General features: G+C 64.6%; 28 protein-coding genes. 12 read left to right on the top strand and 16 right to left on the bottom strand.

Annotation, left to right across the window (positions count from 1 at the left end; genetic code table 11):
- Positions 1-87: 87 nt before the first annotated feature.
- The 3 genes from mtaB to IH615_RS18225 all read right to left on the bottom strand — a co-directional run bounded on the left by mtaB (position 88) and on the right by IH615_RS18225 (position 2,662).
- Positions 88-1,353, bottom strand: a complete 1,266-nt coding sequence (gene mtaB, locus IH615_RS18235; RefSeq protein WP_291364128.1) for a tRNA (N(6)-L-threonylcarbamoyladenosine(37)-C(2))-methylthiotransferase MtaB — start codon at positions 1,351-1,353, stop codon at positions 88-90.
- Positions 1,353-2,249, bottom strand: coding sequence for a diaminopimelate epimerase (gene dapF / locus IH615_RS18230; RefSeq protein ID WP_291364126.1), 897 nt, complete (start codon positions 2,247-2,249; stop codon positions 1,353-1,355). The genes mtaB and dapF overlap by 1 nt, the downstream gene beginning before the upstream one ends.
- 86 nt (positions 2,250-2,335) lie before the next feature.
- Positions 2,336-2,662, bottom strand: a complete 327-nt coding sequence (locus IH615_RS18225) for a hypothetical protein (RefSeq protein ID WP_291364124.1) — start codon at positions 2,660-2,662, stop codon at positions 2,336-2,338.
- A 342-nt stretch (positions 2,663-3,004) separates the two neighbouring features.
- Here IH615_RS18225 and ffh point away from each other — a divergent pair, with 342 nt between their 5' ends.
- Both ffh and rpsP read left to right on the top strand, forming a co-directional pair.
- Complete coding sequence (gene ffh / locus IH615_RS18220; protein WP_291364122.1) at positions 3,005-4,594, top strand: signal recognition particle protein; 1,590 nt, start codon at positions 3,005-3,007, stop codon at positions 4,592-4,594.
- A gap of 30 nt (positions 4,595-4,624) precedes the next feature.
- The gene (gene rpsP / locus IH615_RS18215; RefSeq protein WP_291364120.1) at positions 4,625-5,026 is read left to right on the top strand and encodes a 30S ribosomal protein S16; all 402 of its coding nucleotides are present in this window, start codon (positions 4,625-4,627) and stop codon (positions 5,024-5,026) included.
- 392 nt (positions 5,027-5,418) lie between these two features.
- On the opposite strand, the gene leuB is transcribed toward rpsP, so the two are convergent.
- On the bottom strand, positions 5,419-6,519 hold the full coding sequence (gene leuB / locus IH615_RS18210) for a 3-isopropylmalate dehydrogenase (protein WP_291364118.1): 1,101 nt from the start codon (positions 6,517-6,519) through the stop codon (positions 5,419-5,421).
- Positions 6,520-6,704: 185 nt separating this feature from the next.
- On the opposite strand from leuB, the gene IH615_RS18205 reads away from it, so the two are divergent.
- A complete protein-coding gene (locus IH615_RS18205; RefSeq protein ID WP_291364117.1) occupies positions 6,705-6,995 on the top strand; it encodes a hypothetical protein in 291 nt (96 codons plus the stop codon).
- A gap of 43 nt (positions 6,996-7,038) precedes the next feature.
- Here the strand turns inward: IH615_RS18205 and IH615_RS18200 are convergent, their stop codons facing one another.
- From IH615_RS18200 to deoD, 6 genes are all read right to left on the bottom strand, one after another.
- Positions 7,039-7,680: a CPBP family intramembrane glutamic endopeptidase gene (locus IH615_RS18200; protein WP_291364116.1), complete on the bottom strand. Its 642-nt coding sequence runs from the start codon at positions 7,678-7,680 to the stop codon at positions 7,039-7,041.
- Between the two features lie 100 nt (positions 7,681-7,780).
- A complete protein-coding gene (locus IH615_RS18195; protein ID WP_291364114.1) occupies positions 7,781-8,071 on the bottom strand; it encodes a hypothetical protein in 291 nt (96 codons plus the stop codon).
- 77 nt (positions 8,072-8,148) lie between these two features.
- Positions 8,149-8,967: an ATP-dependent Clp protease proteolytic subunit gene (locus IH615_RS18190; RefSeq protein WP_291364113.1), complete on the bottom strand. Its 819-nt coding sequence runs from the start codon at positions 8,965-8,967 to the stop codon at positions 8,149-8,151.
- On the bottom strand, positions 8,964-10,307 hold the full coding sequence (locus IH615_RS18185) for a hypothetical protein (protein ID WP_291364112.1): 1,344 nt from the start codon (positions 10,305-10,307) through the stop codon (positions 8,964-8,966). The genes IH615_RS18190 and IH615_RS18185 overlap by 4 nt, the downstream gene beginning before the upstream one ends.
- A gap of 235 nt (positions 10,308-10,542) precedes the next feature.
- Positions 10,543-11,166: a hypothetical protein gene (locus tag IH615_RS18180; protein ID WP_291364110.1), complete on the bottom strand. Its 624-nt coding sequence runs from the start codon at positions 11,164-11,166 to the stop codon at positions 10,543-10,545.
- A gap of 140 nt (positions 11,167-11,306) precedes the next feature.
- The gene (gene deoD, locus IH615_RS18175) at positions 11,307-12,017 is read right to left on the bottom strand and encodes a purine-nucleoside phosphorylase (RefSeq protein ID WP_291364109.1); all 711 of its coding nucleotides are present in this window, start codon (positions 12,015-12,017) and stop codon (positions 11,307-11,309) included.
- 104 nt (positions 12,018-12,121) lie between these two features.
- Between deoD and IH615_RS18170 the strand changes: the two genes are divergently transcribed.
- From IH615_RS18170 to IH615_RS18150, 5 genes are all read left to right on the top strand, one after another.
- On the top strand, positions 12,122-12,586 hold the full coding sequence (locus tag IH615_RS18170) for an SRPBCC domain-containing protein (protein ID WP_291364107.1): 465 nt from the start codon (positions 12,122-12,124) through the stop codon (positions 12,584-12,586).
- 57 nt (positions 12,587-12,643) lie between these two features.
- Entirely contained in the window at positions 12,644-13,597 is a 954-nt protein-coding gene (argC, locus tag IH615_RS18165) for an N-acetyl-gamma-glutamyl-phosphate reductase (protein ID WP_291364106.1), read from the top strand.
- A gap of 205 nt (positions 13,598-13,802) precedes the next feature.
- On the top strand, positions 13,803-14,408 hold the full coding sequence (gene leuD, locus IH615_RS18160) for a 3-isopropylmalate dehydratase small subunit (protein ID WP_291364104.1): 606 nt from the start codon (positions 13,803-13,805) through the stop codon (positions 14,406-14,408).
- Between the two features lie 8 nt (positions 14,409-14,416).
- The gene (locus IH615_RS18155) at positions 14,417-14,842 is read left to right on the top strand and encodes a GNAT family N-acetyltransferase (protein WP_291364103.1); all 426 of its coding nucleotides are present in this window, start codon (positions 14,417-14,419) and stop codon (positions 14,840-14,842) included.
- A 2-nt stretch (positions 14,843-14,844) separates the two neighbouring features.
- Positions 14,845-15,234: a RidA family protein gene (locus tag IH615_RS18150; protein WP_291364102.1), complete on the top strand. Its 390-nt coding sequence runs from the start codon at positions 14,845-14,847 to the stop codon at positions 15,232-15,234.
- Here IH615_RS18150 and IH615_RS18145 read toward each other — a convergent pair whose 3' ends face one another.
- Positions 15,235-16,461, bottom strand: a complete 1,227-nt coding sequence (locus tag IH615_RS18145) for a GGDEF domain-containing protein (protein ID WP_291364100.1) — start codon at positions 16,459-16,461, stop codon at positions 15,235-15,237.
- 105 nt (positions 16,462-16,566) lie between these two features.
- The gene (locus IH615_RS18140; RefSeq protein WP_291364098.1) at positions 16,567-17,577 is read right to left on the bottom strand and encodes an LLM class flavin-dependent oxidoreductase; all 1,011 of its coding nucleotides are present in this window, start codon (positions 17,575-17,577) and stop codon (positions 16,567-16,569) included.
- 165 nt (positions 17,578-17,742) lie between these two features.
- Between IH615_RS18140 and IH615_RS18135 the strand changes: the two genes are divergently transcribed.
- Positions 17,743-18,300: a hypothetical protein gene (locus tag IH615_RS18135; RefSeq protein ID WP_291364097.1), complete on the top strand. Its 558-nt coding sequence runs from the start codon at positions 17,743-17,745 to the stop codon at positions 18,298-18,300.
- A gap of 138 nt (positions 18,301-18,438) precedes the next feature.
- On the opposite strand, the gene IH615_RS18130 is transcribed toward IH615_RS18135, so the two are convergent.
- Together IH615_RS18130 and IH615_RS18125 are read right to left on the bottom strand one after the other, a co-directional pair.
- Positions 18,439-19,629 (bottom strand): NAD(P)/FAD-dependent oxidoreductase, encoded by a 1,191-nt coding sequence (locus IH615_RS18130; protein WP_291364096.1) that lies wholly within the window; start codon positions 19,627-19,629, stop codon positions 18,439-18,441.
- Between the two features lie 135 nt (positions 19,630-19,764).
- Positions 19,765-20,844, bottom strand: coding sequence for a hypothetical protein (locus IH615_RS18125; protein ID WP_291364094.1), 1,080 nt, complete (start codon positions 20,842-20,844; stop codon positions 19,765-19,767).
- Between the two features lie 402 nt (positions 20,845-21,246).
- Here IH615_RS18125 and IH615_RS18120 point away from each other — a divergent pair, with 402 nt between their 5' ends.
- The 3 genes from IH615_RS18120 to IH615_RS18110 all read left to right on the top strand — a co-directional run bounded on the left by IH615_RS18120 (position 21,247) and on the right by IH615_RS18110 (position 24,199).
- Positions 21,247-22,290: an aspartate-semialdehyde dehydrogenase gene (locus tag IH615_RS18120; RefSeq protein ID WP_291364092.1), complete on the top strand. Its 1,044-nt coding sequence runs from the start codon at positions 21,247-21,249 to the stop codon at positions 22,288-22,290.
- Between the two features lie 158 nt (positions 22,291-22,448).
- Positions 22,449-23,324, top strand: coding sequence for an EamA family transporter (locus IH615_RS18115; protein ID WP_291364090.1), 876 nt, complete (start codon positions 22,449-22,451; stop codon positions 23,322-23,324).
- Positions 23,324-24,199 carry an EamA family transporter gene (locus tag IH615_RS18110; RefSeq protein WP_291364088.1) on the top strand — a complete coding sequence of 292 codons (876 nt, stop codon included), beginning with the start codon at positions 23,324-23,326 and terminating at the stop codon, positions 24,197-24,199. Before IH615_RS18115 ends, IH615_RS18110 begins: the two co-directional genes overlap by 1 nt.
- Positions 24,200-24,206: 7 nt before the next feature.
- On the opposite strand, the gene IH615_RS18105 is transcribed toward IH615_RS18110, so the two are convergent.
- Positions 24,207-24,461 (bottom strand): hypothetical protein, encoded by a 255-nt coding sequence (locus IH615_RS18105; protein WP_291364086.1) that lies wholly within the window; start codon positions 24,459-24,461, stop codon positions 24,207-24,209.
- Positions 24,462-24,567: 106 nt separating this feature from the next.
- Positions 24,568-24,819, bottom strand: coding sequence for a hypothetical protein (locus IH615_RS18100; RefSeq protein ID WP_291364084.1), 252 nt, complete (start codon positions 24,817-24,819; stop codon positions 24,568-24,570).
- Between the last annotated feature and the right edge of the window lie 122 nt (positions 24,820-24,941).

The raw sequence follows: 24,941 nt of genomic DNA, 5'->3' as shown, positions 1-24,941 counted from the left end.
GGCGGGGCCGGCGGCTGCATCGGCTGTTCGCCGCCAAACAGGCGCTTGAAAAATCCCGGCTTCTTGTCGGTCATGAACGTCTTTCAGTTAGGCCGCTTCGCGCAGCGCTTCGCCGACGAGACCATCGGCGGCGTTGCCGATGATGCGAACGGCCAGCAGTTCGCCCGGTTGCGAGCCTGGCACGGAGACCGGCACGAACTGCTCGGTGCGGCCGATGCCATTGCGCTCGATCAGCACGTTTTCGATTCTGCCGACCCTAGATGCCATGAGTTTTGCCAGCTGCAGGCTGCCAGCATGCCGCAAGATTTCTGCGCGATTTCTGGCAGTTTTCTTGTCGACCTGCGGCATGCGCGCGGCAGGCGTGCCCTCGCGCGGCGAATAGGGGAAGACGTGGAGGTAAGTCAGGTCCGCCTCGCTGACGATGCGGAGGGTGTTTTCGAACATTGCGTCGGTTTCGGTGGGGAAGCCGGCAATGATGTCGGCGCCGAATACCATGTCGGGGCGGAGAGCGCGCAGCTTGGCGACGATGGCCAGTGCGTCGTCGCGACTGTGGCGGCGCTTCATGCGCTTCAAAATCATGTCATCGCCCGATTGCAGCGACAGATGCAGATGCGGCATCAGCCTTATATCGCCAGCGACGGCGTCGTAGAGCGCTTCGTCGGCCTCGATGGAATCGATGGAGGAAATCCGGAGGCGCGGCAGGTCGGGCACGTGGCGCAGGATGGATTGGGTCAGCTTGCCCAAAGTCGGGGTGCCCGGCAGGTCAGGGCCATAGGAGGTGATGTCCACTCCCGTGAGAACCACTTCGCGATAGCCATTGGCCACGAGCTTCTTGACCTGGTCGACCACCATGCCCATCGGGACCGAGCGCGATGGGCCGCGGCCGAAGGGGATGATGCAGAAGGTGCAGCGGTGGTCGCAGCCATTCTGCACCTGGACGAAGGCGCGGGCGCGGCCGTCCATGCCCTCGATCAGGTGGCCGGCGGTTTCCCGCACGCTCATGATGTCGTTGACCTGCACCTTGTCGTTGAGCGGCGTACCGAACACCATGGGGGTGTAGGCGGCGGCCTTCAGCTTATCGGCATTGCCGATGACGAGGTCGACCTCTGCCATGTCGCCGAAGGTGCGGCCTTCGGTCTGGGCGGCGCAGCCGGTGACGATGATGCGGGCTGCCGGATTGTCGCGGCGCGCCTTGCGCACGGCCTGCTTGGCCTGCTTGACCGCCTCTGCCGTCACCGCGCAGGTATTGATGATGATGGCATTGTCGAGCCCGGCCTTTTCGGCCTCCGACTTCATCACCTCGGCTTCATAGGCATTGAGCCGGCAGCCGAATGTCAGGGTTTGGACGGCCATCAGGCCGCCACCTCGTTGCGCGCCCAGATGCCGCTGGCCGGGTCGAGCGTGCCGGTCCATTCCAGCTCGGCGGGGCCGGTCAGCACGACATGGTCATTGTCGCGCCATTCGATGAAGAGATCGCCGCCCGGCAATGTCACGGTCGCCGCCCGCGCAGTGCGGCGGGTGCGGGCGCCGTTGACCACAGCGGCGCAGGCGGCGGTGCCGCAGGCCTCGGTCAGGCCGGCGCCGCGTTCCCAGGTGCGCAGGATGATCTTGTCGGGGGCCACCACCTGGGCGATGGAGATATTGGCGCGCTCGGGGAAAATGGGGTGATTTTCCAGCATCGGCCCGAAGCGGTCGAGCGCATAGCTCCACACATCCTGGTTGACCCAGAAGGTGGCGTGGGGATTGCCCATCGAGCAGACCGAGGGCGAATGCAGCACCGGGGCATCGATCGGCCCGATCTGCAACTCGATCTTGCGGGTATCGGCAAATTCCTCGGCCAGGGGAATGTCGTACCAGGCGAACTTTGGCGTGCCCATGTCGACAGTGATCAGGCCATCCTCGCGTTCCTCGCCAAAGAGGATGCCGGCAACGGTTTCGAAGGTGAAGCTCTGCCGGCCCTGTTCCGCGGTCAGCGCCTGCACCACGCAGCGCATGCCATTGCCGCAGGCCTGCGCCAGGGTGCCGTCGGAGTTGATGATCTCGATATAGCTGGCGGTGCCCGGCGTCCGGCTGTCATGGATGGCCATGATCTGGTCGAACCTGGTGCCCGCAGTGGCATTGATGGCGATGGCAGCCGCAGGCGTGATGCGATCGGCGCGGCCGCGCATATCGGCCACGATGATCTGGTTGCCCAGCCCGTTCATCTTGAGAAACGGCACGCCGCTCACAATCTGCCTCGCCTGTTCCATAGTGCTTGCGCCCTATATGGCGGAAGTGACACGAAAATGCCAGTAGGCGGCTCTTGCTGCCACTGGACGTTGCGCGCGGACCCGCCCTAGCGGGGTGCAGCTCCGCGATACTTGTCCATAACCGCATCGAGCCGAGCATTGTCGATGTCGGGGTTGATGGACTGAAGGCAGGGCAGCAGGATGGCCTTGTTGTCCTGCTCACGCTGACCATTGAGTTCCATCGCGGTTCGCGCCGGAGTGACGCCGGCAAAGCAGGTGGCAAATTGGAGCGGCGTGACCCCGAGTTCGGCAGCCACCGCCGCCACCGGCCGGTTGGGGTCATTGAGCACCGCCTCAGGCGTCGAGGCGGCGAAGGCGGTGGTGCAAACGGACAGCAGTGGCAGGGCAAGCACGATGGGAGTCAGGCGCTTCATGATGGTTCCTCCTGAATGGCCTTGGAAGATCGCCGCAGGCCGAAGGCCGGGCAAGTTAGGGTTTGGTCATTGATTTGCCGGTTCGGTAATGTTCGGGCGCAGGTGCCGCCTGGCGGATGGGGGCATCCGGCCATTTCCCCCTTTCCTTGACTCCGCCGGCCGTTTCCCCTAAACGCACGCCATTCATCAGGCCTTGTACCTGACCAGCCGACCGGGACCCCTCAAGGGTATAAACCGATCCCGGAGGCCACCATCCGCCAGCGCGTTGCGCCCGCGGGTGGGTTTGGCGTTTGGACTGATGGATCCTATGTCTCGCGGGTAAACCGCAGAGAAGGACCAAAAATGTTCGAGAGCCTTTCCGACCGGCTTGGCAAAATCTTCGAAGGCCTGCGTGGCCGTGGCGCCCTCAACGCCGCGGACGTCGACAATGCCATGCGCGAGATTCGCCGCGCGCTGATCGAAGCCGACGTGTCGCTCGAAGTGGTCCGTGCCTTTGTCGAGCAGGTCAAGGAGCGTGCAGTTGGCGCCGAGGTCACCCGTTCGGTGACGCCGGGCCAGCAGGTGGTCAAGATCGTCCATGACGAGCTGGTCGCCGTGCTGGGCGATACGGCCTCGCCGATCGATCTCAACGCCAAGGCGCCCGTGACGCTGCTGATGGTGGGCCTGCAGGGCTCGGGCAAGACCACGACCACCGCCAAGATCGCCAAGCGCCTGACCGAGCGCAACAAGAAGAAGGTCCTCCTCGCCTCGCTCGATACGCGCCGTCCGGCGGCGATGGAGCAGTTGCGCGTGCTGGGCGAGCAGGTCGGCGTCGATACGCTCCCCATCGTCACGTCCGAGACCCCGGTGCAGATTGCCCGCCGCGCCGAGCGCGAAGGCCGCCTGGGCGGCTATGACGTCTTGATCCTCGATACGGCCGGCCGCACCCATATCGATGAAGAGCTGATGGCCGAAACGGCCGAGATCAAGGCCATCGCCAACCCGCATGAAATCCTCTTGGTCGTCGATGCGCTGACCGGCCAGGACGCGATCAACGTCGCCCGTTCCTTCGATAGCCGCCTCGATGTCACCGGCATCGTCATGACGCGCGTCGATGGCGATGGTCGCGGTGGTGCGGCCCTGTCGATGCGCGCCGCCACCGGCAAGCCGATCAAGCTGATCGGCGTCGGCGAAAAGATGGACGCGCTGGAGGATTTCCACCCCAGCCGCATCGCCGACCGCATCCTGGGCATGGGCGACATCGTTTCGCTCGTCGAAAAGGCCGCCGAGCACGTCTCTGCCGAAGACGCGCAGAAGATGGCCAAGAAGCTCAAGAAGGGCTCCTTCGACCTCGACGACCTGCGCAGCCAGCTCATCCAGATGAAGAAAATGGGCGGCATGGGCGGGTTGATGGCCATGATGCCCGGCATGGGCCAGGTCAAGAAGGCCATGGCCAATACCAATGTCGACGAGAAGGTATTCGATCGCCAGATCGCCATCATCAATTCGATGACCAAGAAAGAGCGCGCCAATCCGGACCTGCTCAATGCCAGCAGGCGCAAGCGCATTGCATCAGGCGCGGGCGTCGAGGTCAGCGAGATCAACAAGCTCGCCAAGCAGCACCGCCAGATGGCCGACATGATGAAGAAGGTCGGCAAGGGCGGCATGGGTGCGCTGGGCGGCATGTTCGGCGGCAAGATGGGCAATATGCTCGGCGGCATGCCTGATCTCTCCAAGATGGACCCGGCACAGCTCGAGCAGATGGCCCGCCAGGCGGGCATCGATCCAGCCGCGCTCAAGGGCCTGCCTGCGGCCGACCTGCCCGCCCCCAAGGCGCTCCCGACAGATGTCGGCGCGCTGCTCAAGACTTCCGGTTCACCGCTGCTGCCCGGCCTGGGCGGCGGTGGCGCCCCCCGTTTCCCTGGCCTTCCCGGCCTGGGCAAGAAGAAATAACGCAACTCAACTTCACTCAAGGATACCAAAATGGCCCTCAAGCTCCGTCTCGCCCGCGCTGGCACCAAGAAGCGCCCATTCTACCATATCGTCGTTGCCGATGCCCGTTCGCCCCGCGATGGCCGCTTCATCGAGAAGCTGGGCACCTTCAACCCGCTGCTGGCCAAGGATGCTGAAAACCGCGTCGTGCTCGACACCGAACGCGCCAAGCATTGGGTTTCGGTTGGCGCCCAGCCGACCGACCGCGTGCTGCGCTTCCTGGACACTGCAGGCCTGGTGAAGCGCGACGCCCGCAACAACCCTGACAAGGGCAAGCCGGGCGAGAAGGCCGTGGCCCGCGCCGACGAGCGCGCCGCCAAGGCCGCTGCCATTGAAGAAGCCAAGAATGCCCCCAAGGAAGCTCCGGCTGCCGAGGAAGCTGCTTCCGAGTAAGTTCGGTATAGCTGGAAAAAAGAGGGCCCCGGTGCGAATGTACCGGGGCCCTTTGTTATTCTCGAATATTGAGGTCGAAATGGAAGCTCCAAGTGTCTTGGTCAACATTCGTTCAACCCAAAAAGGCGCACCTAAAGGGAGTTACACAGTCCACGAGGACATGCATTGTTCGACCGCTCGACGCTTTTACGACCCGACTTCCCCGAAGTGGGCATGGTCAAACGATAGTCGAGTCGAGACGCAAAGCACCGAAATCTTGCTTGGCCTCTGCAAACACTGCGCGACACACAGAATTCGCCTGCGCGGGCACCCTACGACACAAAGGTCGCCAGCTGTCGCGAAGCGGCTTCTGATCGAGGGCATAGCTCGCCCATCGCTCTAGAGGGTCTGTGCTAAGCCTTGAGCTTCCCCAAAATCGCTGCGCCCATCTCCTCGGTACCAACCATCTTGCGATTGTCCTGGGCGATGTCGCCGGTCCGCAGGCCGTCGCTCAGCACCGCCGAAATGGCGTTCTCGATCTTGGTCGCCAGCTCGATCATGCCGAAGCTGTAGCGCAAAGCCATTGCCACCGAGGCGATCATGGCGATGGGGTTGGCGATGCCCTTGCCGGCAATGTCAGGGGCCGAGCCGTGTACGGGCTCGTAGAAGGCCTTGCGCTTGCCGGTGACCGGATCGGGGGCGCCCAGGGAGGCCGAAGGCAGCATGCCGAGCGAACCGGTCAGCATGGCGGCGACGTCGGAGAGGATGTCACCGAACAGGTTATCGGTGACCATGACGTCGAACTGCTTGGGATTGCGCACCAGCTGCATGGCGGCGTTATCGGCCAGGATGTGGTGGAGCTCGACATCCGAATAGTCCTTGGCGACGCCCTTGACCACTTCGTCCCACAGCACGCCGGACTTCATCACATTCTTCTTGTCGGCCGAATGCACCTTGTTGTTGCGGGTGCGGGCGAGATCGAAGGCGACGCGGGCGATGCGGTCGATTTCGTAGGTCTCATAGACCTGGGTATCGATGGCGCGCTTCTGGCCATCGCCCAGATCGGTAATGGTCTTGGGCTCGCCGAAATAGACGCCGCCGGTCAGTTCGCGCACGATCAGGATATCGAGGCCTTCCACCAGCTCGCGCTTGAGCGAGGAGGCGTCGGCGAGCGCCGGGTAGCAGATGGCGGGGCGCAGATTGGCGAAGACGGCCATTTCCTTGCGCAGGCGCAGCAGGGCCGCTTCCGGCCGGTGCTCATAGGGGACATTGTCCCACTTGGGACCACCCACGGCGCCGAAGATCACTGCATCGGCGGCCTTGGCCTTGGCCACGTCCTCGTCGGTGATGGCCACCTGGTGGGCGTCATAAGCCGAGCCGCCGGCCAAGCCGCGATCGGTCGAGAAGTCGGTGAGCTGCTCGGCATTGGTCCAGGCGATCAGCTTTTCCACCTCGACCATGATCTCGGTGCCGATGCCGTCGCCCGGCAGCAGGAATAGGGAATGGGTGGCCATAGAGGTCCTCGCCGTACTGGTGGTTACGCTTTGGCGGGCACATAGCGTTATTTCCGGCCCGCGCGCAAGACCGCCCATGGGCTGAATGCCCACTGAATGCGCGGATCAGAAGGCGTTCAAGGCGATCAGGGCAAAGCTCCCCCATCAGCGCCGGCAGCAAGCCGGTTCAAACGAGGAGACTAGAGATGAACAGAACAATCCGTATCGCCGCCCTTGCAACGATGACCCTGGTCGGCATTGCCCAGGCCCATGCCGGCGTCAGCACGCTGGCCGAATGTTACGACCTGGTGATTGCCGACTGCAACAAGGGCGACCACGCCCAGAGCTGCGCCAGCTCGGGCATGGACCAGTGCGACAAGGTGTTCCCCACGCCGATGGTGCTGCAGCCGGGCCTGGTGTTCGGCATCGGCACTGCGCCGCAGGAGCCGGTCGCCAGCAACAATCTCAAGCAGCTCGGCATCGCGACCCATCGCTGAGGCAGCTTGCGTGAGGCGGTGGCAGCCAGCGGCCGCTACCACCTCACGCAAAGCCGTTGGCATCGAACAAGACCCAGAAGGCCATGAAATTGGTCAGGACATGGGCGATGCTCACCCAGAAGATCGAGCCGGTGCGCCAGGCGATCCAGTTCCACAGCAGCCCCAGCCCCGCGGCTCCGCCCACCAGCGCCATCCAGCCGCCGTCGAAGACGATGCCGTGGCTGAGCGCCAGCGGGGCATGCCAGGCGGTGAACAGCACCCAGCCTAACACAAAGCCCAGCCGGGGCCGGTCGGCAAAGCGGGTCAGGAAGCCGCCGCGCCAGGCCACTTCCTCCAGCGTGCCGTTGACCAGGGCGACCAGCGCCGCCAGCATGGCCGCATGGGTGGTGAGGAGGCTGGTATTGGGCACGATGGCGGCGAGGCCGACGACGCCTACCTGGAGCAGCAAGAGGCCTGGTATCCACCAGTCGCGCCACGGCAGGCTTTCGCTGAACAGCCGCGGCCCGCGCCGCTTGCGCACATGCAGGAAGATGACCGGCAGGCAGAAGCCCAGCCAATAGAGGCACAGCGACAGCAGGTAGCCCTGCGGGCCGCCCAGCGCCTGCGTCAGTGCCGGTACGGTCGGGATCAACGCGGCGATCAGCGCCAGCGCATGCAGGACAAGGGCGATCTGGGGCCGGGTCAATCAATGCTCGGAATCGTCAGGACTGCCGACTATTGACCCCGAAGCGATGGATTTCGCAATGCAAGAATGGTCGTGGCGGGTGTGCCCCGCCACGTTGGAGCTAGTTCGCTTCGCGCCGCTCGATCAGTTCGAACTCGTCCGCCGCCGGATCGACCTTGAGCGCCAGTTGCTGGCGGTCGAGTTCGGCCAGCCAGGCCGTCCACGAGCAGGGGCTCATGCCGTCATCCTGGCTTTCCATCTGCCGCTTGGCGCGCTTCTGGAAGCTCAGCTTGAGCTGTGCGTGTTCTTCCCCGAACTGGTTGCGCACCCGCGCTATTGCCGGAATGCCATGTCTGTCGGTCACCCAGTTCTGGATGTCGCGATGGCGTGTCAGTGTGTGTAGCTGAGTCATGTGGCCTCCCCTCCAAATTGTTGGTTCTCTAACCTCACTGAACGGTCCGGTCCTCCACCGGGTTCCCCGTCCGGCGATCAACTGTCTGCTAGTTGGGTGACAAGCTTGAGACGCGTCATCTCCTCTGGGTTGAAATAGTAAAGCCGGTCCGGCGGGGTCTCGAGGGCATGCAGCCACAAAGCCGGGTCTACGCCCGTTTTGGTGAGGTGGCTGATGATCTCGGCGGTGGTCGTTTGGGCGTCGCTCATGGCTGTCCCGGCCACGCGCAGGGCATTCTGCGGGTCGCCGGAAAGGGCCGCCGCATAGATCTGGTGCACGCCAATGGCTGCCTCGGGGCTGGCGATGCGCTCGGCGCCGGATGCGAAGATGATGGGGCAGGACGAGGCACAAAGCGAGCCGGCAGCAACCTTGGTGGCAAGGCCCTTTTCATGGATCAGACTGCCTATGGCGAGTGCATCCACGACCGATCCTCCGGGCGAGTCGAGGACTACAGTTTGTACATATTCGCCCCGCGCTTCAATCTCGGCGGCGAAACGGGCGGCCGAACCGAGGTCGATGGAGCCTGTGAGCAAGAGTTGTCCACCGGTTCCCAGGGTGATTTCGAGCGGCTGCTCAAGCACTTGCGGGCTGGTCGTTACATTTGGCGAATTTCCGTCCGCCGGGCCCTCGGGATCATAGGGTGGCAGGATGGGCCGCATGGGCATGGCCAGGGCCGCGCCCTCATTGGCGGTGAGTTCCCGATAGTCGACATAGAGCACCGAGGCGGTGCCCAGCAGCAGCGCGAAGAAGGCGACGCGCAGGATGTTGCCATCGTCCACGGCAGCCGCCCGTTCGATCAGCCGCCGGTGGAGTGGCCCCTGTTCACTGTCGATGCGGGCATTGGCGTGGGTCTTCATGCCGGGCGCGGACCGTCGGTACGCTTGCGCTGGGCGGCGTCGATCGGGGTGACCGTGGCGTCATCAGGGGCGGCCTCGGCCACTAGCGGTGGCTCGGTGGGCAGCGGCGTGGCGGGCGCCGGGCGGGGCTTGCCCGTCGCTACGTCGATGCCGGCCGCCTCCATCTGGCGGAACAGGGCCATGGCGCGCAGCATTTCGGCGGCGGTGATGTTCTCGGCTTCCTGCAGCGATTCGGAATCCCGGCGCATGGCATCGTTGACGATCATCAGCACCAGCACGAGAACCACCGGTAGCAGGTCGATGGAAATGGCGCCGGCCCAGCTGGGGATGAAATCCTGCCAATAGCGCAGCACGGCTTCGGCGCTGGAGAGCGGCACGAAGCGGCGCTGTTCGACGGCTGGAGTGGCGAGGATTTCGTCGGCCGCTGCGGTCAGGGCCGCTGATTGTGCTGCCACCGAGGCGCGCACCGTTTCCATCACCTGGTCCTGCCTGTTGGCGAGATCGGTGGTGCCGCCATCGGCGACGGGGGCGATGAAGCCGGCGCTGAGATCGGCCGAGGCGCGCTTGACCGATGCGGCGACGCCGGTCTGCTGCAAGGCGGCGATGACGGCTGAAAGCTGCACCGCCTCGGTCTGGAAGCTGTCGGCGCGGGGTTCGATCTGGCCGGGGGTGGAAACCAGTTCGCGCATGGTGGCCAGGCGGGCCGAGCCCTGTTCGAACAGCAGGGCCACCTCGTCGCGGCTGCCGGTAATGGTTGATGCCAGCTGGTTCATCTGAGTGCCCATCTGGGTGAGCAGCTGCACCACGCTGCCCGAGCCGGTGGTGCCGGTCAGGGCGCCCGATTCGCGTTCGTCGGCGGCAAGGCCGGTAAAGCGCTCGGCGGCGCGCTGCACGTCGGGCAACAGGCTCTGGCTGGCCAGCGCATTGGCATGGGCCTGGTCGAGATCTTCGGCGTAGCCCTGCAGGGTTACCGCCATATGCTGCTCGAGCGAGGCCGAACCGGCGAGCGCGGCGGCGTTGAGCCAGCTACTCATGGCGATGATCATGGCGCAGCCGATGGCCATGGTGGCAAACAGAGCCAGGCGCTGCACGCCCGAGGTCACCAATGGCACGAAGCGGAGCATGAAGCTCCAGAAGGCATAGATGGCGACCGAGACGGCGGCCGAATAGATGATGGCGGCAAAGAACACGAAGCTGGCCGAGCCGTCGAGCAGGCCACGCACCCCGAGATAGGTATAGACGCCCGAGGCCAGAGCCAGCACGGCCAGGGCAAAGCGGGTCATCGTCTCGACGCCCTTGACGGTTTCGTTGAGGCGATAGGCGTTCGGCTTGAGCTGCATGTGCTGATGGCCCCTGTCTTAAGCGGAGGTTAACACAGCGATGGCGGCGGAAAGTTGGCGGGTTGGGTGAGGGTTAATGACGGTGGCGTGATGGTTCGTGTACCCGGCGCTTGCTTCACCACAAATCGTCACCCTCGGGCTCGACCCGACGGCCCTTCACTTGCCGCGCGCGTCACAAGTAAAACGCCCTCGGGTCAAGCCCGCGGTGACGGCCGGTGGGTGTGACAATTCGAGTTCACCCGTTGAGCTTGGCCATCAGCTTCTCGACGCGTCGCCGCTTGCTGTCCTGGCTGATCCGGCCCAGCCGCTCCTTGAGTATGGCGAGGAAACCCGGTCGGCTCTCCGGCGTCAGCACCGGAGCGATTTCCTCGGCATAGGTGGGGAACTGGTTGGGCGCGGCGCTGCGCAGCCGCTCGACCAGGATGGGCACGGCCAGCTCGCCATAGCCGGCGCGCGCCAGCTTCACCAGGATCGAGTTGCAGTGATCCTTGGCGATGACCGAACCCTTGTCGGCGGCGGCAATGATGGCCGGCAGTTCCGCCACCAGCGTGGCGGCACGCCGCTCGGCCACTGTGTCGATCGCCGTCATGGCGCCCCAGACCTTGCGGTTGTTGGAGCTGCGCAGGGCCTCGACGAAAACAGGGCATTGTGCCGCGATCAGCTCGGGATTGCGGGCGCCGATCTCGTAGAGCGCCTTGAGGGCGTCATTGGCCTGGCGGGTCGGCCCAGAACGCACGGCCTCGGCGAGTTCGGCGATGGCGGCCAGGTCGCCGCGGGCCGCGATATCCTCGGCGAGGGCAACATTGGGTTGTTCATCGCGCCGGTCCAAGGCGCCGGCAAGCCTGTCGAGAACGGTCATGCTTGGTCTCGTGTCTAGCTGGCGCCAGCCTAACCCACCAGGTCGTTCCCGCGAAGGCGGGAATCCATTCTCGCCGGATGGTCTGGGTCCCAAGAATGGATCCCCGCCGTCGCGGGGATGACGCTGAATGATGTAGGAACCTAAGCCTCGACCGCCACGTCGAGCGCCAGGCTCACCATTTCCTTGAGCGAGGTCTGCCGCTCATTGGCGTCGATCTCTTCCTTGGTGATCAGACAGTCGGTCATGGTGCAGATGGTGAGCGCCTTGACCCCGAAACGTGCGGCCAGCGTATAGAGCGCGGCCGCCTCCATCTCGACGCCGATGACGCCATGCTCGGGCAGCTTGTCGTAACCGGCCATGCCGTCGGCATGGTAGAAGATGTCAGAGCTCAGCATGTTGCCGGCATGGAAGCGCATGCCCGCCGCCTCGGCCTTCTCGGCCGCCGCGCGCAGCAGGCCGAAATCGGCGATGGGGGCGAAGTTGTAGGGGCCGAAGCGGTCGCGCACGATGGAACTGTCGGTCGTGGCCGCCTGGGCCAGGATCAGGTCGCGGACCTTGACCCGGGCATTGAGGCCGCCACAGGTGCCGACGCGGATCAGGGTCTTGAGCCCATAGACGTTGATCAGCTCATGCACATAGATCGAGAGCGAGGGCTGGCCCATGCCGGTGGCCTGCACCGAAACGGGCTTGCCCTTCCAGCTGCCGGTATAGCCCAGGCAATTGCGCACCGAATTGACCAGACGCGCATCCTCGAGAAAGGTCTCGGCGATCCACTTGGCGCGCAGCGGGTCGCCGGGCAGCAGCACGGCCTCGGCATAGTCGCCCGCTTTGGCATGGTTATGGGGTGTCATCGGTTGGTCCTTGAATTTTTGTCCGGTTGGTCAAATCAATGCCATTGGCCGGGCGGAACGGCAAGCGTTCCACGCCGTTTCATTCCAAACGGCAGGAGCGTCAAATGCCAGACAAAATCGAAGCCAAGGTCACCCATCGTTTCAAGGCCAGTCCCGAGCGCGTCTACGATGCCTATCTCGATCCGCAGCGGGCGCGTCTCTGGCAGCAAGCCTGGCTGCAGCAATCAGGCCTCAAAGGCGAGCTGACACAATGCCAGATCGATCCGGTCGAAGGCGGCAGTTTCCTCTTCGCCGACCGGCGAGAGGACGGCGAGGCCCGGCACTGGGGCGCGTTCCAGGCGCTGCACCGGCCGAGCAAGATCGCCTTCACCTGGATCACCGACCCCAGCCAGGAAGAAGACCCGTCGCTGGTCACCATCATCATCGAGCCCGAGCCGGATGGACCGGGCGCCGTGGTCACGCTCTATCACGAGATGGATGCGCAATGGGCCGAGGCGATGCAGCAGACCGAGCGGAGCTGGATCGCCATGCTCATGGGGATGGACGCCATGCTGATTGCCGAAGGGTGATGTCTTGACCTTGCCATGGGCGAGGTCCATTTACGCTGCCGCACGGAGAACACTGCCATGGTCGCCAAGATTTTCATCGACGGGGAAGCCGGAACCACGGGTCTGCAGATCCGCGAGCGCCTGGCCGGCCGGCGCGACCTCGAAGTGCTCTCCATCGCCCAGGACAAGCGCAAGGATCAGGACGAGCGCAAGCGGCTTCTCAACGCGGCCGATGTCGCCATTCTCTGCCTGCCCGATGATGCGGCCAGGGAGAGCGTCAGCCTGATCGAGAACGACACCACGCGGGTGATCGACGCCTCGACGGCCTTCCGGGTCGATCCTGACTGGGCCTATGGCTTTGCCGAGATGGACAAGGGGCAGGGCGAGGCGATCGCCAATGCACGCTTCGTTGCCAATCCGGGCTGCTGGCCGCAGGGGCTGATCGGCACGGTGCGGCCGCTCATCGAAGCCGGCCTGCTGCCGGCCGACTATGCGGTCAGCTATAACGGCATTTCCGGCTACACCGGCGGCGGCAAGCAGATGATATCAGAATATGAGGCGGCGGGCGAAGGCGCGAGCCACTTCATGCCTTATGGCCTGACCTTCCAGCACAAGCATGTGCCGGAAATGACGCTCTATACCGGACTCGCCAGCGCGCCGCTCTTCGTGCCCACAGTGGGCGATTTTGCCCAGGGCATGACCACCTTTGTGCCGCTGCAATTGGGGCAGCTCGGCACGGTGCCATCGGGCAAGCAGCTGCATGCCGCCATTGCCGATCATTATGCCGGCATCAGGGACAGCTTCGTCACCGTGGCGCCGTTCGACGCGGCCCTCGGCAAGACGCCAGCTCTCGATCCGCAGGCGCATAACGGCACCAACACCATGACGCTGCATGTGTTTGCCAATGACAGCAGGGCGCAGGCGGTGCTGGTGGCGGTCTATGACAATCTGGGCAAGGGCGCCTCGGGCGCCGCGGTGCAGAATCTCAACCTGATGCTGGGCGTCAGCGCCCGGGAGAGCCTGGCAGCTTAGCGTCGCCAGGGAAATTCAATCAGCCCCCGTCATTGCCCGGCCTGTCCGGGCAATCCATCCTCTGGCCGTGCAATGGATCACCCGAAAAAGCCGGGTGATGACGTGCGCGGGGAAATTTGCGACCTAACCGTACCCAAGAGTACGCTTCCGGCTTGACCGCAACTCCGCTTTGCGCGATGACCCTTGCCCAAAGCGAGGTTTGTTCATGGACAAGTTCACCACCCTGACCGGTGTCGCGGCGCCCCTGCCGATCATCAATATCGACACCGACATGATCATCCCCAAGCAGTATCTCAAGACCATCAAGCGGACGGGTCTGGGCACGGCTCTGTTCAGCGAGATGCGCTACAACGAGGATGGCACCGAGAATCCCGATTTCGTGCTGAACAAGCCGGGCTATCGCAAGGCCACCATCATCGTGGCGGGCGACAATTTCGGCTGCGGCTCGAGCCGCGAACATGCCCCCTGGGCGCTGCTCGATTTCGGCATACGCTGCGTCATCTCCACCAGCTTCGCCGACATCTTCTACAATAACTGCTTCAAGAACGGCATTCTGCCGCTGGTGGTGACGCCCGAGCAGCTCAAGCTGCTGCTCGACGATGCCGAGCGCGGCTCCAATGCCACGCTGACCGTGGATCTGGTAGCCCAGACCATCCAGGGCCCGGATGGCGGCACGCTACATTTCGATATCGATCCGAGCCGCAAGCAGATCCTGCTCGAGGGGCTCGACGATATTGCCGGCACGCTGCGGTCCGATCCGTCGATAACCAGTTTTGAAAACAAGATGGCGGCTGACCGCCCCTGGCTCTGAGCCAGGCGGTGGATATTGTCTACGAGCCCGAGCCGCTGCCCGAGACGCGCGCGGCCATTCTCGAAGGGCTGATCGCCTATAATGAACGCCAGACGGAAGGCCGTTACCCCCCACCGCGCTCCATAGCGCTGGGCCTGCGCGATCCCCAGACCGGCAGGAGCGTGGGTGGCCTCACTGCCCGCATCGCCTATAGCCGCATGTTCGTCGAATTGATCTTCGTCCCCGAACACCTGCGCGGCCAGGGCCTGGGCGCCGAGCTTATCGGGCGCGCCGAGGCCGTGGCACGCGAGGCGGGATGCACCGGCATCTGGCTCGACACGTTCAGCTTCCAGGCACCAGGCTTCTACGAAAAGCTCGGCTATACCGAATTCGGCACGCTTGCCGACTATCCCCCGGGATTCACCCGACATTACCTCCACAAACAGTTGAGTTAACCATGGTCCAGCGCGTTTCCACCGGCTCGCCCTTCGAGGCGACCTTCGGCTATTCCCGTGCCGTCCGGCACGAGGACACCGTCTATGTCTCGGGCACGACCGGCTATGATTATGCCACCATGACCATGCCCGACGATGTCGGCCAGCAGGCGGCCAATGCGCTCAACACGATCGACAAGGCGCTCAGGGAAGCCGGCTCGTCGATCCAGGACACGGTCCGCGTGGTCTATTATGTCGGCGACCGCAATGACGTGAACGCCGTGGTGGCCGCGGTCGGCCCGGTCTTTGGGGATATCCGTCCCGCCGCATCCATGCTGATCGTGCAGATGATCGAGCCGGGCATGAAGATCGAGATCGAGGTCACCGCCCGTATCGGCGCCGCCAATTCCTGATCATTGGGCGGCACGGGAGCCGCGCCGGCGCTCGCCGGGCGGCAGTGTTGCCGTGAGCGGGGGCGAGGGCGCGGCAGGTCCGGCGACGCAGACACTGTCGCGCCCGCCTTTCTTGGCCTCGTAGAGTGCCGCATCGGCGCGGCGCAGCAGGTCCGACAGGCTGTCGCCGGCAGTCAGCCGGGCGACGCCGAAGCTGGCACTGATCGGCCTGTCGGGCCGCACGCCGGCAATGGAAAGGCTCGAAAAGGCGGTGCGCACCCCCTCGGCATAGAGCCGGGCGCTGGCCAGGTCGGCGCCGGGGATGAAGGCGACGAATTCTTCGCCGCCGATCCGACCGATCACCGCGCGTGGATCGGCCAATGTCCGCAGCACATCGGCAAAGGCCGTGATGACCCGGTCGCCGGCCTCGTGGCCATGGCTGTCATTGATGGCCTTGAAGTGATCGAGATCGGCCACCACCAGGGAGGCCGGCACGCCGGCCCGCAGCGCCGTGGCCAACAGGCGGTCGGCCCGGTCCTCGAAGCCACGCCGGTTGAGCAGGCTCGACAGGGTATCGGTTTCCGAGCGCGCGGTTATCTCGGCCATGGCGTCGCGCACGATGATCAGCAGCATCAGCAGGCCATTGGCGATCAGCAGCATGGCCCCGACGCTCTGCGAGATGGCGGCATAGGTCGAGCCGATATAGTCCCTGGCGCTGGCGCCCGAGCCAAGCCATGCCGCCAAAGCCGGCTTGGACAGGAATTGCAGCCCGCTGGCGGCAAACAGCACCAGCAGCGCCACATCGAGCGCCTTGCGGTGGCGATAGCGCAGGATCATGGCCACGCCCACCACCTGCAGGATGAAATAGGGCGCCTGGTAGAGTATGCCGCGCAGCAGGGAGCTGCGTGGCATGTCGACGATCAGGACATTGACCACGAGCGAAGCCACGACGATGACGCCAAGCGTGCGCCAGGGCGGCTGCAGCCGATAGTGCCGCGTCAGGCCCACCACGCAGAGGCTGAGCGCGAAGAGGAACACGGCAAAGATCGCCACCTGCACCGGCCGTGGATCGGCCTGGCCGGGCAGCAGGAATTCGAGGATCGGATTGACGATGCCCAGGCCATAGGCCAGCGCCAGCCAGCGGGCGCCAATGGCCGAACGGGCATAGGCGGCCACGATGCCGAAGGCGGTGGCGAAGATGGCGGCGACAAACAGATTGATCGCCAGAACGAATGCTGCAGCGCTCATGGCACGATCCGAAGCGTAACTGCATGCAGGGTATCCCGCGCGCCGAAATGGACGGTTAACGGCAACCGGATTTCGGGGCGGGGCGCCTGGGCGCGATGTCGCAGGTCAGCCCCTCGGCTCCAGCCCGAACGCCTCGGCAATCAGGGCATAGCTGCGCCGCCGCAATTCATAGCTATGCACTGTGGTGGTGATCATCACCTCGTCGGCGGCGCAGCTCTCGGCCTTTTCGGCAATGGCGTCGCGCACCGTCTGGGGCGAGCCTGTTATCCACAGCGTCGACTGGTGATCGATGACGGACTGCTGCTGGGGCGTCAGCACGCGGGCATGCGCCTCCTCGGGCGCCATCAGCTTGCGCTGCTCGCCTGATGTGAACAGGGCCCAACTCACCGCCTGCGAGCGGCTCAGGTATTGCGCTTCCTCATCCGTTGGCGCGCAGATGGCCGAGACGCAGAGCATGGTCCTGGGCTTGGGGAAGGCTTCGGTGGCCTTGAAGCCATAGCGATAGGCTTCGAAAGCAGGGGCAGGGGGCGTGTGGCTGAAATGGGCGGCAAAGGCATAGCCGATGCCCAGCTGTCCCGCCGCCGAGGCGCTGGCGCCGGACGAGCCGAGCAGCCACATCGGCGGCAGGCGGATACCGCCGGGGGAGACCGGCACGCGCGAAAATGGGTGATCGGGCGGAAAGCCGTCTTCGTCGAAGGCCATGAGTTCGGCCAGATAGGCGGAAAATTCCTCGCCGCCGCCGCTGCGCAGGGCGCGCATGGCATAGCCGTCGCCGCCCGGCGCCCGACCGATACCGAGGTCAATGCGGCCGGGAAACAGGCCCTCGAGCGTGCGATAGGCCTCAGCGATGCGCAGCGGGGCATGATTGAGCAGCATGACCCCGCCGGAGCCGACCCGGATGTTGCTGGTATGGGCCGCGGCGCTGCCGATGAGGATTTCGGGCACCGAGGAGGCGATAGAGGGCATGCCGTGATGCTCGGCATACCAGAGCCTGGTATAGCCCAGCCGGTCGGCCTCCTGCGCCAGGAGGATCGTTTCGGCCATGGCCTGCGGCGTATTGGTGCCTTCGGCAATGGGGGCAAGATCCTGCAGCGAGAGGGCGAAGGGAGGGGTCACGGGCAATATCCTTTGTCGTCAATCCCCGCCTTCTATCGGCAAATTGCGATGAAAGCGAGATGGGTAATCGCGCCATTAGGGACTCGTTCATCGCAATTTTAGTCAAATCTTGCGCATTGGCCCGTGGAGCCGCTCAATCGAAGATTGATGGCCCGGAGCAGTCCTATGCGCAGCATTATCTATCGTCTCGCCCTGCTTGCTGGCCTCCTGCTGCTGGCGGCACCCGCCCAGGCGCAGTTCAACCTGCTGCCGGAAGTTCGTGCCGGCATCGGCGCGCGCGGTATCGATGGCGGCGGCAACCTGCTCGATCCGGTCAGGATCGGCGACGCAAACGTCGAATTGCTGTTTGCCCTGCCCGATCTCAATGCCTGGTCGGTCATCGGCGAGCTTCGTCCGCATCTGGGCGCAACGATGAATTTTCGCGGCCAGGACAGCTATGGTTATGCGGGTCTCAGCTGGACGTTCCAGGCGCCGGTCCTGCCGGTCTTTGTCGAAGCCAGCGCCGGTGGCGTGTTGCGCTCGGGCCTGTTCAACGCGCCGCAGAACGATCCCAGCCGCAATTTCGGCTGTGGCGTCGGGTTGCGCGTCGCCGGCAGCGTCGGCGTCATCCTGCCGCTGGGCACCTCCGTTATCGGCACGGTGGAGCACCTGCCTGATTTCGGCGCCTGTGGCGCGCCGCGGGCCAATACCAATGTGGGTGTCAGGCTGGGGTGGCGGTTTTAGATCATCACCTCTCGACCGCCGGCCGTCACCCTCGGGTCAAGCCCGAGGGTTCTTCACTTACCGCTCGTCCCGCAAGTGCAGAGCCCTCGGGTCAAGCCCGAGGGTGACGATCAAGTTCGTTGAGACGCCGGCAGGCCCTTAAGCCACCTGCCCCGCCGCCCAGCCACTGGCCCAGGCCCATTGGAAATTGTAGCCGCCCAGCCAGCCGGTGACATCGACCACTTCGCCGATGAAGTAGAGGCCCGGCACATCGCGGGCTGCCATGGTCTTGGCGTCGAGATCGCGAGTGTCGACGCCACCCAGCGTGACTTCGGCGGTGCGGTAGCCCTCCGAGCCGACGGGTTTGAGCGTCCAGGCCTTGAGCATGGCTTCCACCAGCGCTAGCTTCTTGTCCGAGAAGTCACCGATCATGCCAGGCATGTCGAGCTCGTCGCCCAGCAACTGGGCAAGCTTCTTGGGCAGGAGCCCCGCAAGCACGGTCTGCACCTGTACCTTGGGCGTCGCCTTGCGGGCGGCGCGCAGCGCTTCACCGGCATTCTGGTGCGGCAGCAGGTCGATCGCAATGGCGTCGCCCTCGCGCCAATAGGATGAAATCTGCAGGATGGCCGGGCCGGAGAGTCCGCGATGGGTGAAGAGCAGCGCTTCCTCGAAGGCGGTCTTGCTGTGGCTGACAATGGCCGGGGTGGCGATGCCGGACAGTTCCTTGAGCTTGTCCAGAGCCCCGGTTTCGAAGGTGAGCGGCACCAAAGCGGGCCGCGTCTCGGTGAGGCGCAGGCCGAACTGGGTGGCGAGCTGGTAGCCCAGGCCCGTGGCGCCCATCTTGGGAATGGACTTGCCGCCGGTGGCGACGACAAGGCTGTCGCATGTGATGGAGGAGGTGCTCAGCTGCAGCGAGAATCCGTCGCTGCCGCGATCCACCGCCTCGACACTGGTTTCGAGCACCAGTGTCACCCCCGCCTTGCGCATTTCGCCCAGCAGCATGGTGTTGATCTGCGTCGCCGGCCCGTCGCAGAAGAGCTGACCCAGAGTCTTTTCGTGGAAGGTGATGCCGTGGTCGCGCACCATGGCGATGAACATGTCCGGGGTGTAGCGGCTGAGGGCCGAGAGGGCGAAGCGCGGATTGTCGCTGAGGAAGCGGTCGCGGCCCTTGTCCGTGGTGGCGTTGATATTGGTGAAGTTGCAGCGCCCGCCGCCGGAAATGCGGATCTTCTCCCCCGCATACTTGGCGTGGTCGACCACCAGCACGCGGCGCCCGCGCTTGCCGGCCTCGATGGCGGCCATCATGCCGGCGGCACCGGCGCCGAGAATCACGACATCATAATGGGGCATGGCTGGTCCTGACCTCGGTAGCCCTCATGGTGAGCCTGTCGAACCACGAGGGCGTGGCAACATGGCTCTACTCGCTCAACCTCGTGGTTCGACGAGCTCACCATGAGGTTTCCGGGAGAAGGGCGTTGCCCGCTCTTAGTCGAAGTGCCACACCGTGCCAATGGTGACCTTGGAGGTGGTGGGTCCGCTGACCCCGGTCAGGCCCGGCGCGCCGTCCATGCGGCCCAGGATCAGGGCTTCGCCGCGCAGGGAGGCCTGGCCCCAGAGGGCATATTCGACGCCGCCACCAAAGGCATAGGCGCCCTTGCCTTCTACCAGCCCCAGCCCGCCAGCGGCATAGGCATGCACGCCCTCCATCGGCACGACGCCGACACGGGCCAGCGCCAGCGCGTCGAGGCCCGCATCGCCAGAGGTGTCGTAATTGACGCCGAGCTGGGCTTCGACACCGACGCGGAACATGTCATTGAGCGCATGGCTATAGCCGGCAAAGCCGCCCATTTCGAAGCGGCTCAGATGCCAGCCCCAGCCATAGTCGTCGAAGAAGTTGAACTGCGGGTCGGTGAGGCCGCCGATATTGATGCCGGCATAAAGGCCGGTGAATTCGGTCACCGGGCCGCTGTTGAACGTGGTCGCGGCCGGCGGGCCATCGAGCTGCCAGATAGCGCCCGAGGTGACGCGCATGGCCGAGACGGCCGGGATATTGTTGCCATTGGGCACAGGGCCGAGCTGGCCGATGCCGGCAGCTTCAAGGCGCAGCGCCATGTTCGGCGTTACCATGACCTCGGCGCCGATACCGGCCTCGAAGGCCCAGCTTTGGCCCATGCGTCCGACGCCGCCCAGCAGGTAGACCAGCGTATTGTCCCCTGCGGCGAAGCCGAGGCGGGCCAGCGCCATCAGCCGCAGATAGGCCGAACCGAAATCGGTGGCGACGGTGCCCTGCAATTCGCCGCCGATGATCACGCCGGGCGCCACAGGTTGGTTCCAGCCAACGACGCCACCAAGTTCGGCGCGGATATCGGCACCGACTGTGTTGAAGTTGTTCTTGCGGGCCGAGATGGGGCCGATCAGCACGCCGGCATACAGGCCATCAAAGGCGCTGGGCGCGGTGAATTCGGCCAGCAGGTCCGGGCTGAAATAGAGCGCATTGTCCTGCGCCATCGAGGCGCCGGACAGCGCCATCGCCAAAGCCAGACCCGCAGCAATCCCAGAACGCATCGATAATTCCCCAACCCGCGCGGCCATTTCATGGCCACAGACGCTAACGCCGCAACAACATACTGCGTTAACATCCTCTTAACAGGCTCTCTGTTGCAATGGCGCATCAATGCGGCCCCGAGAGCACCGATGGCAAGGCAATTGACTATTTCCTATTTGGGCGTATGACTTCGCCTGCTTTTCAACCAAGCAGTCATCCGATGCGCAGCTTTTTCGACATTGCGGGTCTCGCAACCACTCTGGCTCCGGCCGGTGGCATCGCTGCGTCGATGACTAAAACCACCAAAACCGCCTGACGCTTTTCCCCGGGTCGTCTCCCGACGGGGAGAGGCTCAAAGCACTGACCGCGATGGCAAGTCCATCGCGCGGGGGCGGAAACTGGTAAGGGACTGGAGTTCCAAAATGGGTTATCGCGTCGCTGTCGTCGGTGCCACGGGCAATGTGGGCCGTGAAGTTCTCAATATTCTGGCGGAACGCAAGTTTCCCGCCGACGAGGTGATCGCGCTCGCCTCCTCGCGCTCGATCGGCCGCGAAATCTCCTATGGCGACAAGATCCTCAAGGCGAAGAATCTCGACGATTTCGACTTCAAGGGCGTCGATTTCGCCATCATGTCGGCCGGTGGCGCCATTTCCAAGGACTGGGCGCCGCGCATCGCTGCCAGCGGCTGCATCGTCATCGATAATTCGAGCTTCTGGCGCTACGATTCCAACGTGCCGCTGATCGTGCCGGAAGTGAATGCGCATGTGCTCGATGCGTGGCTGGCCAATCCCAACCGGCTCAACATCATCGCCAATCCCAATTGCTCGACAGCCCAGCTCGTCGTGGCGCTCAAGCCCCTGCACGACTTCGCCAAGATCAAGCGCATTGTCGTTTCGACCTACCAGTCGGTCAGCGGCGCCGGCAAGGAGGGCGTCGACGAGCTGTGGAACCAGACCAAGGGCATTTTCGTCAATGACAGCCCGGGGCCGGGCAACAAGTTCCCCAAGCAGATCGCCTTCAACGTCATTCCCCATATCGACGTCTTCATGGAAGACGGCTCGACCAAGGAAGAGTGGAAGGTGATGGCCGAGACCAAGAAGATCCTCGATCCCAAGATCAAGGTGACCTGCACCGCCGTGCGCGTGCCGGTCTTTGTGGGTCACTCCGAGGCCGTCAATATCGAGTTCGAGAACCCGATCTCGCCCGACGAGGCGCGCGACATCCTGCGCGAAGCGCCGGGTATCACGGTCATCGACAAGCGCGAGCCGGGCGGCTACGCGACGCCGGTCGAAAGCGTGGGCGAGTACGACACCTTCGTCAGCCGCATCCGAGAGGACGCCACCATCGAGAATGGCCTCAATATCTGGGTGGTCAGCGACAACCTGCGCAAGGGCGCCGCGCTCAACACCATCCAGATCGCCGAAGAGCTGATCGCCCGCGGCCTGGTGTCGCGCAAGGCGGCCTGAGGCTTTCTGACCTCTCCCCTTGGGGGAGAGGTCGACCCGTCTTCGAGTCGGGTGAGGGGGGCTTTCACAATCTCAGTGCAGGGGGGAAGGCCCCCTCACCCGTCGGCTTCGCCGCCGACCTCTCCCCCAGAGGGAGAGGTGAAGAACCGGAACTTTCCATGCCTCTCCGCGACATAGCCCTGGCCCTTGGTGTCGTCCTCATCTGGGGGATCAATTTCGTCGCCATCAAGTGGGGCGTCGATGAAATCTCGCCCTTCCTGCTGACCGGGCTGCGCTATCTCGGCTGCGCCCTGCCGGCGGTGTTTTTCATCCGCAAGCCCAATGTAGGCTGGCCAATCCTGATCGCCTATGGGTTCACCGTGGGCGTCCTGCAGTTCGGTTTTCTGTTCACGGCGGTCCGCCTGGGCATGCCGGCGGGGCTGGCGAGCCTGGTCATGCAGATGCAGGTGTTCTTCACCATGGCGCTGGCCGTGGCGCTGCTGGGCGACCGGCCGTCGCCACTGCAATTGGGCGGGGCGGCCATTGCGCTTGTGGGCCTCGGGACGATCGGAGCCGAGCATATCGGCGGGGCCGTGCTGGTGCCGCTGCTGCTGACCCTGGTTGCGGCCTGCTTCTGGGCCATTTCCAATATCGTCACCAAGCGGGCCGGCAAGATCGACATGCTCGCCTTCGTGGTGTGGGGGAGCCTGGTGCCGCCGTTGCCCATGCTGGCGCTGTCTTTGCTGCTCGACGGCCCGCAGGCACTGGGTGATCTGATCAGCATCAGTCCGCAGGCGCTGTTTTCGGTGCTGTTCATCGCCTATGGCTCGACGCTGGTGGGCTATGGCGCCTGGGCGGTGCTGCTGGGGCGGCATCCGGCGAGCCTGATCGCGCCGTTTTCGCTGCTGGTGCCGGTGGTGGGCTTTGCCGCCGCCTTCATCTTCCTGGGCGAACAGGTTTCGGCCCTCGAGGTCGCCGGCAGCCTGCTGATCTTTGTCGGCCTCTTGCTCAACGTGTTCGGGCCGCGGCTCGTCGCCCGGCTGCGCGTCGCCTGATGCCGCTGCGCCACGTTCTTCTGGCCCTGCTCGTCGTTGCCATCTGGGGCTTCAATTTCGTCATCATCAAGCTCAGCGTCGAGGCGCTGCCGCCGATCCTGGCGGCCGGCCTGCGTTTCGTCGCGGCGGCCCTGCCGGCGGTGTTCTTCATCCGGCCGCCCAAGGCGCCGTGGTGGCTGGTGGTGGGTTTCGGACTCAGCTTCGGCTTCGCGCTCTATGGCTTCCTCAATCTCTCGATCGCCTGGGGCATGTCGGCAGGGCTGAGTTCGCTGGTGTTGCAGACGCAGGCCTTCTTCACCATGGCTCTGGCCTTTGTGCTGCTGGGCGAACGCCCGAGCCGCTTCCAGATCATCGGCGCCATGATCGCCTTTGCCGGCATCGGCGTCATCGCCTTCGAGCGCATGGCGGCCACGGCGCTGCTGCCGCTGGGCATGACGCTGCTGGCAGCGCTGAGCTGGGGGCTGGCCAATGTGCTGACCAAGAAGGCGGGACGCATCAATGCGCTGGCCTTCACGGTCTGGGGTTCGCTGGCCGCGCCGCTGCCGCTGATCGGGCTGTCGCTGCTGGTGGAGGGCCCTGAAGTGGTGCTGGGGGCGCTCCAGGACTTCGGCTGGCAGGAAGCGGGGCTGATCGCCTTCCTCGCCTATCCGGCGACATTGCTGGGCGGTGGCATCTGGAGCTGGCTGCTCGGGCGCCATCCGGCCTCGACAGTGGCGCCGTTCACCTTGCTGGTGCCGATCACGGGGCTGTTGTCGGGCTATCTGGTGCTGGGCGAAACCATCACGCCGACAGAGATCGGCGGCGCGGTGCTGGTGATTTCGGGGCTGGTGGTCACGGTCTGGCGCGGACGGCCGGTCGAGCCGACCATCCACTAGCGGCCGGCTATTGGGCCGGGGTGGCCGGCAGGGTCGCCGGCTGCAGCGTATTGAGTTCGGTCGCGCTCAGGCCGCCGCTGGCATCGGCGTCGGCGGCGTCGAATTCGGCCTGCTGCAGATCGGTCCAGACCAGCTGCAATTCAGCAAAGCTCAGCTCGCCATTGGCGTCGGTATCGACATCGGCAAAGCTGGTCGGGGCCTGGGCGAAGGCGGCGCCAGCCGACAGGCCGAGAACGGCAAGGCTCAAAGCAAGTTTATGCATCAGATACTCCGGTTATCAGTGGCCGCGTGGCGCGGCCGGAGACAAGAAAAGCCACCCCAGGAGGCATGGGGTGGCTTCTTTGACGCCCGGGGGAGGGCGTTGGTGCTTAGCTGGCCGGAACGGCTGCCGTCGCGGTCAGGGTAGCAAACTCTTCCGCCGACAGCTCGCCATTGGCGTCGAGGTCGGCTGCCGTAAAGGCCTCTTCGGTCAGGTCAGGCAGGGCAACCTGCGCTTCGGCCAGCGACACGCCGCCGCTCGCATCGGCATCGATGGTGGCGAAGTCGGGGGCAGCAGCCTGGGCGAATGCAGCGGTCGAAAGGCCGAGCACGACGAGGGACGACAGGATAATCTTCTTCATGGGAGGGTAGCTCCAATGTTGGGGAGAAAAACGGCGACCGGTTAGCCGGCCTCCGACGAGCCACTCTCCTGCGGCCCGTGGGACAGACAATGGTTTGGCAATGTGTCTGGTGCAGGCCCGAA

The sequence above is a fragment of the Devosia sp. genome (assembly GCF_014860165.1).
Taxonomy (GTDB): Bacteria; Pseudomonadota; Alphaproteobacteria; order Rhizobiales; family Devosiaceae; genus Devosia.
This window is presented reverse-complemented; position numbering and strand designations above follow the sequence as displayed.

What these genes read in the sequence shown, in the direction of transcription:
- mtaB (WP_291364128.1), bottom strand. Translation starts at nt 1,353, where the DNA reads ATGGCCGTCCAAACCCTGACATTCGGCTGCCGGCTCAATGCCTATGAA.
- dapF (WP_291364126.1), bottom strand. Translation starts at nt 2,249, where the DNA reads ATGGAACAGGCGAGGCAGATTGTGAGCGGCGTGCCGTTTCTCAAGATG.
- IH615_RS18225 (WP_291364124.1), bottom strand. Translation starts at nt 2,662, where the DNA reads ATGAAGCGCCTGACTCCCATCGTGCTTGCCCTGCCACTGCTGTCCGTT.
- ffh (WP_291364122.1), top strand. Translation starts at nt 3,005, where the DNA reads ATGTTCGAGAGCCTTTCCGACCGGCTTGGCAAAATCTTCGAAGGCCTG.
- rpsP (WP_291364120.1), top strand. Translation starts at nt 4,625, where the DNA reads ATGGCCCTCAAGCTCCGTCTCGCCCGCGCTGGCACCAAGAAGCGCCCA.
- leuB (WP_291364118.1), bottom strand. Translation starts at nt 6,519, where the DNA reads ATGGCCACCCATTCCCTATTCCTGCTGCCGGGCGACGGCATCGGCACC.
- IH615_RS18205 (WP_291364117.1), top strand. Translation starts at nt 6,705, where the DNA reads ATGAACAGAACAATCCGTATCGCCGCCCTTGCAACGATGACCCTGGTC.
- IH615_RS18195 (WP_291364114.1), bottom strand. Translation starts at nt 8,071, where the DNA reads ATGACTCAGCTACACACACTGACACGCCATCGCGACATCCAGAACTGG.
- IH615_RS18190 (WP_291364113.1), bottom strand. Translation starts at nt 8,967, where the DNA reads ATGAAGACCCACGCCAATGCCCGCATCGACAGTGAACAGGGGCCACTC.
- IH615_RS18185 (WP_291364112.1), bottom strand. Translation starts at nt 10,307, where the DNA reads ATGCAGCTCAAGCCGAACGCCTATCGCCTCAACGAAACCGTCAAGGGC.
- IH615_RS18180 (WP_291364110.1), bottom strand. Translation starts at nt 11,166, where the DNA reads ATGACCGTTCTCGACAGGCTTGCCGGCGCCTTGGACCGGCGCGATGAA.
- deoD (WP_291364109.1), bottom strand. Translation starts at nt 12,017, where the DNA reads ATGACACCCCATAACCATGCCAAAGCGGGCGACTATGCCGAGGCCGTG.
- IH615_RS18170 (WP_291364107.1), top strand. Translation starts at nt 12,122, where the DNA reads ATGCCAGACAAAATCGAAGCCAAGGTCACCCATCGTTTCAAGGCCAGT.
- argC (WP_291364106.1), top strand. Translation starts at nt 12,644, where the DNA reads ATGGTCGCCAAGATTTTCATCGACGGGGAAGCCGGAACCACGGGTCTG.
- leuD (WP_291364104.1), top strand. Translation starts at nt 13,803, where the DNA reads ATGGACAAGTTCACCACCCTGACCGGTGTCGCGGCGCCCCTGCCGATC.
- IH615_RS18150 (WP_291364102.1), top strand. Translation starts at nt 14,845, where the DNA reads ATGGTCCAGCGCGTTTCCACCGGCTCGCCCTTCGAGGCGACCTTCGGC.
- IH615_RS18145 (WP_291364100.1), bottom strand. Translation starts at nt 16,461, where the DNA reads ATGAGCGCTGCAGCATTCGTTCTGGCGATCAATCTGTTTGTCGCCGCC.
- IH615_RS18135 (WP_291364097.1), top strand. Translation starts at nt 17,743, where the DNA reads ATGCGCAGCATTATCTATCGTCTCGCCCTGCTTGCTGGCCTCCTGCTG.
- IH615_RS18130 (WP_291364096.1), bottom strand. Translation starts at nt 19,629, where the DNA reads ATGCCCCATTATGATGTCGTGATTCTCGGCGCCGGTGCCGCCGGCATG.
- IH615_RS18125 (WP_291364094.1), bottom strand. Translation starts at nt 20,844, where the DNA reads ATGCGTTCTGGGATTGCTGCGGGTCTGGCTTTGGCGATGGCGCTGTCC.
- IH615_RS18120 (WP_291364092.1), top strand. Translation starts at nt 21,247, where the DNA reads ATGGGTTATCGCGTCGCTGTCGTCGGTGCCACGGGCAATGTGGGCCGT.
- IH615_RS18115 (WP_291364090.1), top strand. Translation starts at nt 22,449, where the DNA reads ATGCCTCTCCGCGACATAGCCCTGGCCCTTGGTGTCGTCCTCATCTGG.
- IH615_RS18110 (WP_291364088.1), top strand. Translation starts at nt 23,324, where the DNA reads ATGCCGCTGCGCCACGTTCTTCTGGCCCTGCTCGTCGTTGCCATCTGG.
- IH615_RS18105 (WP_291364086.1), bottom strand. Translation starts at nt 24,461, where the DNA reads ATGCATAAACTTGCTTTGAGCCTTGCCGTTCTCGGCCTGTCGGCTGGC.
- IH615_RS18100 (WP_291364084.1), bottom strand. Translation starts at nt 24,819, where the DNA reads ATGAAGAAGATTATCCTGTCGTCCCTCGTCGTGCTCGGCCTTTCGACC.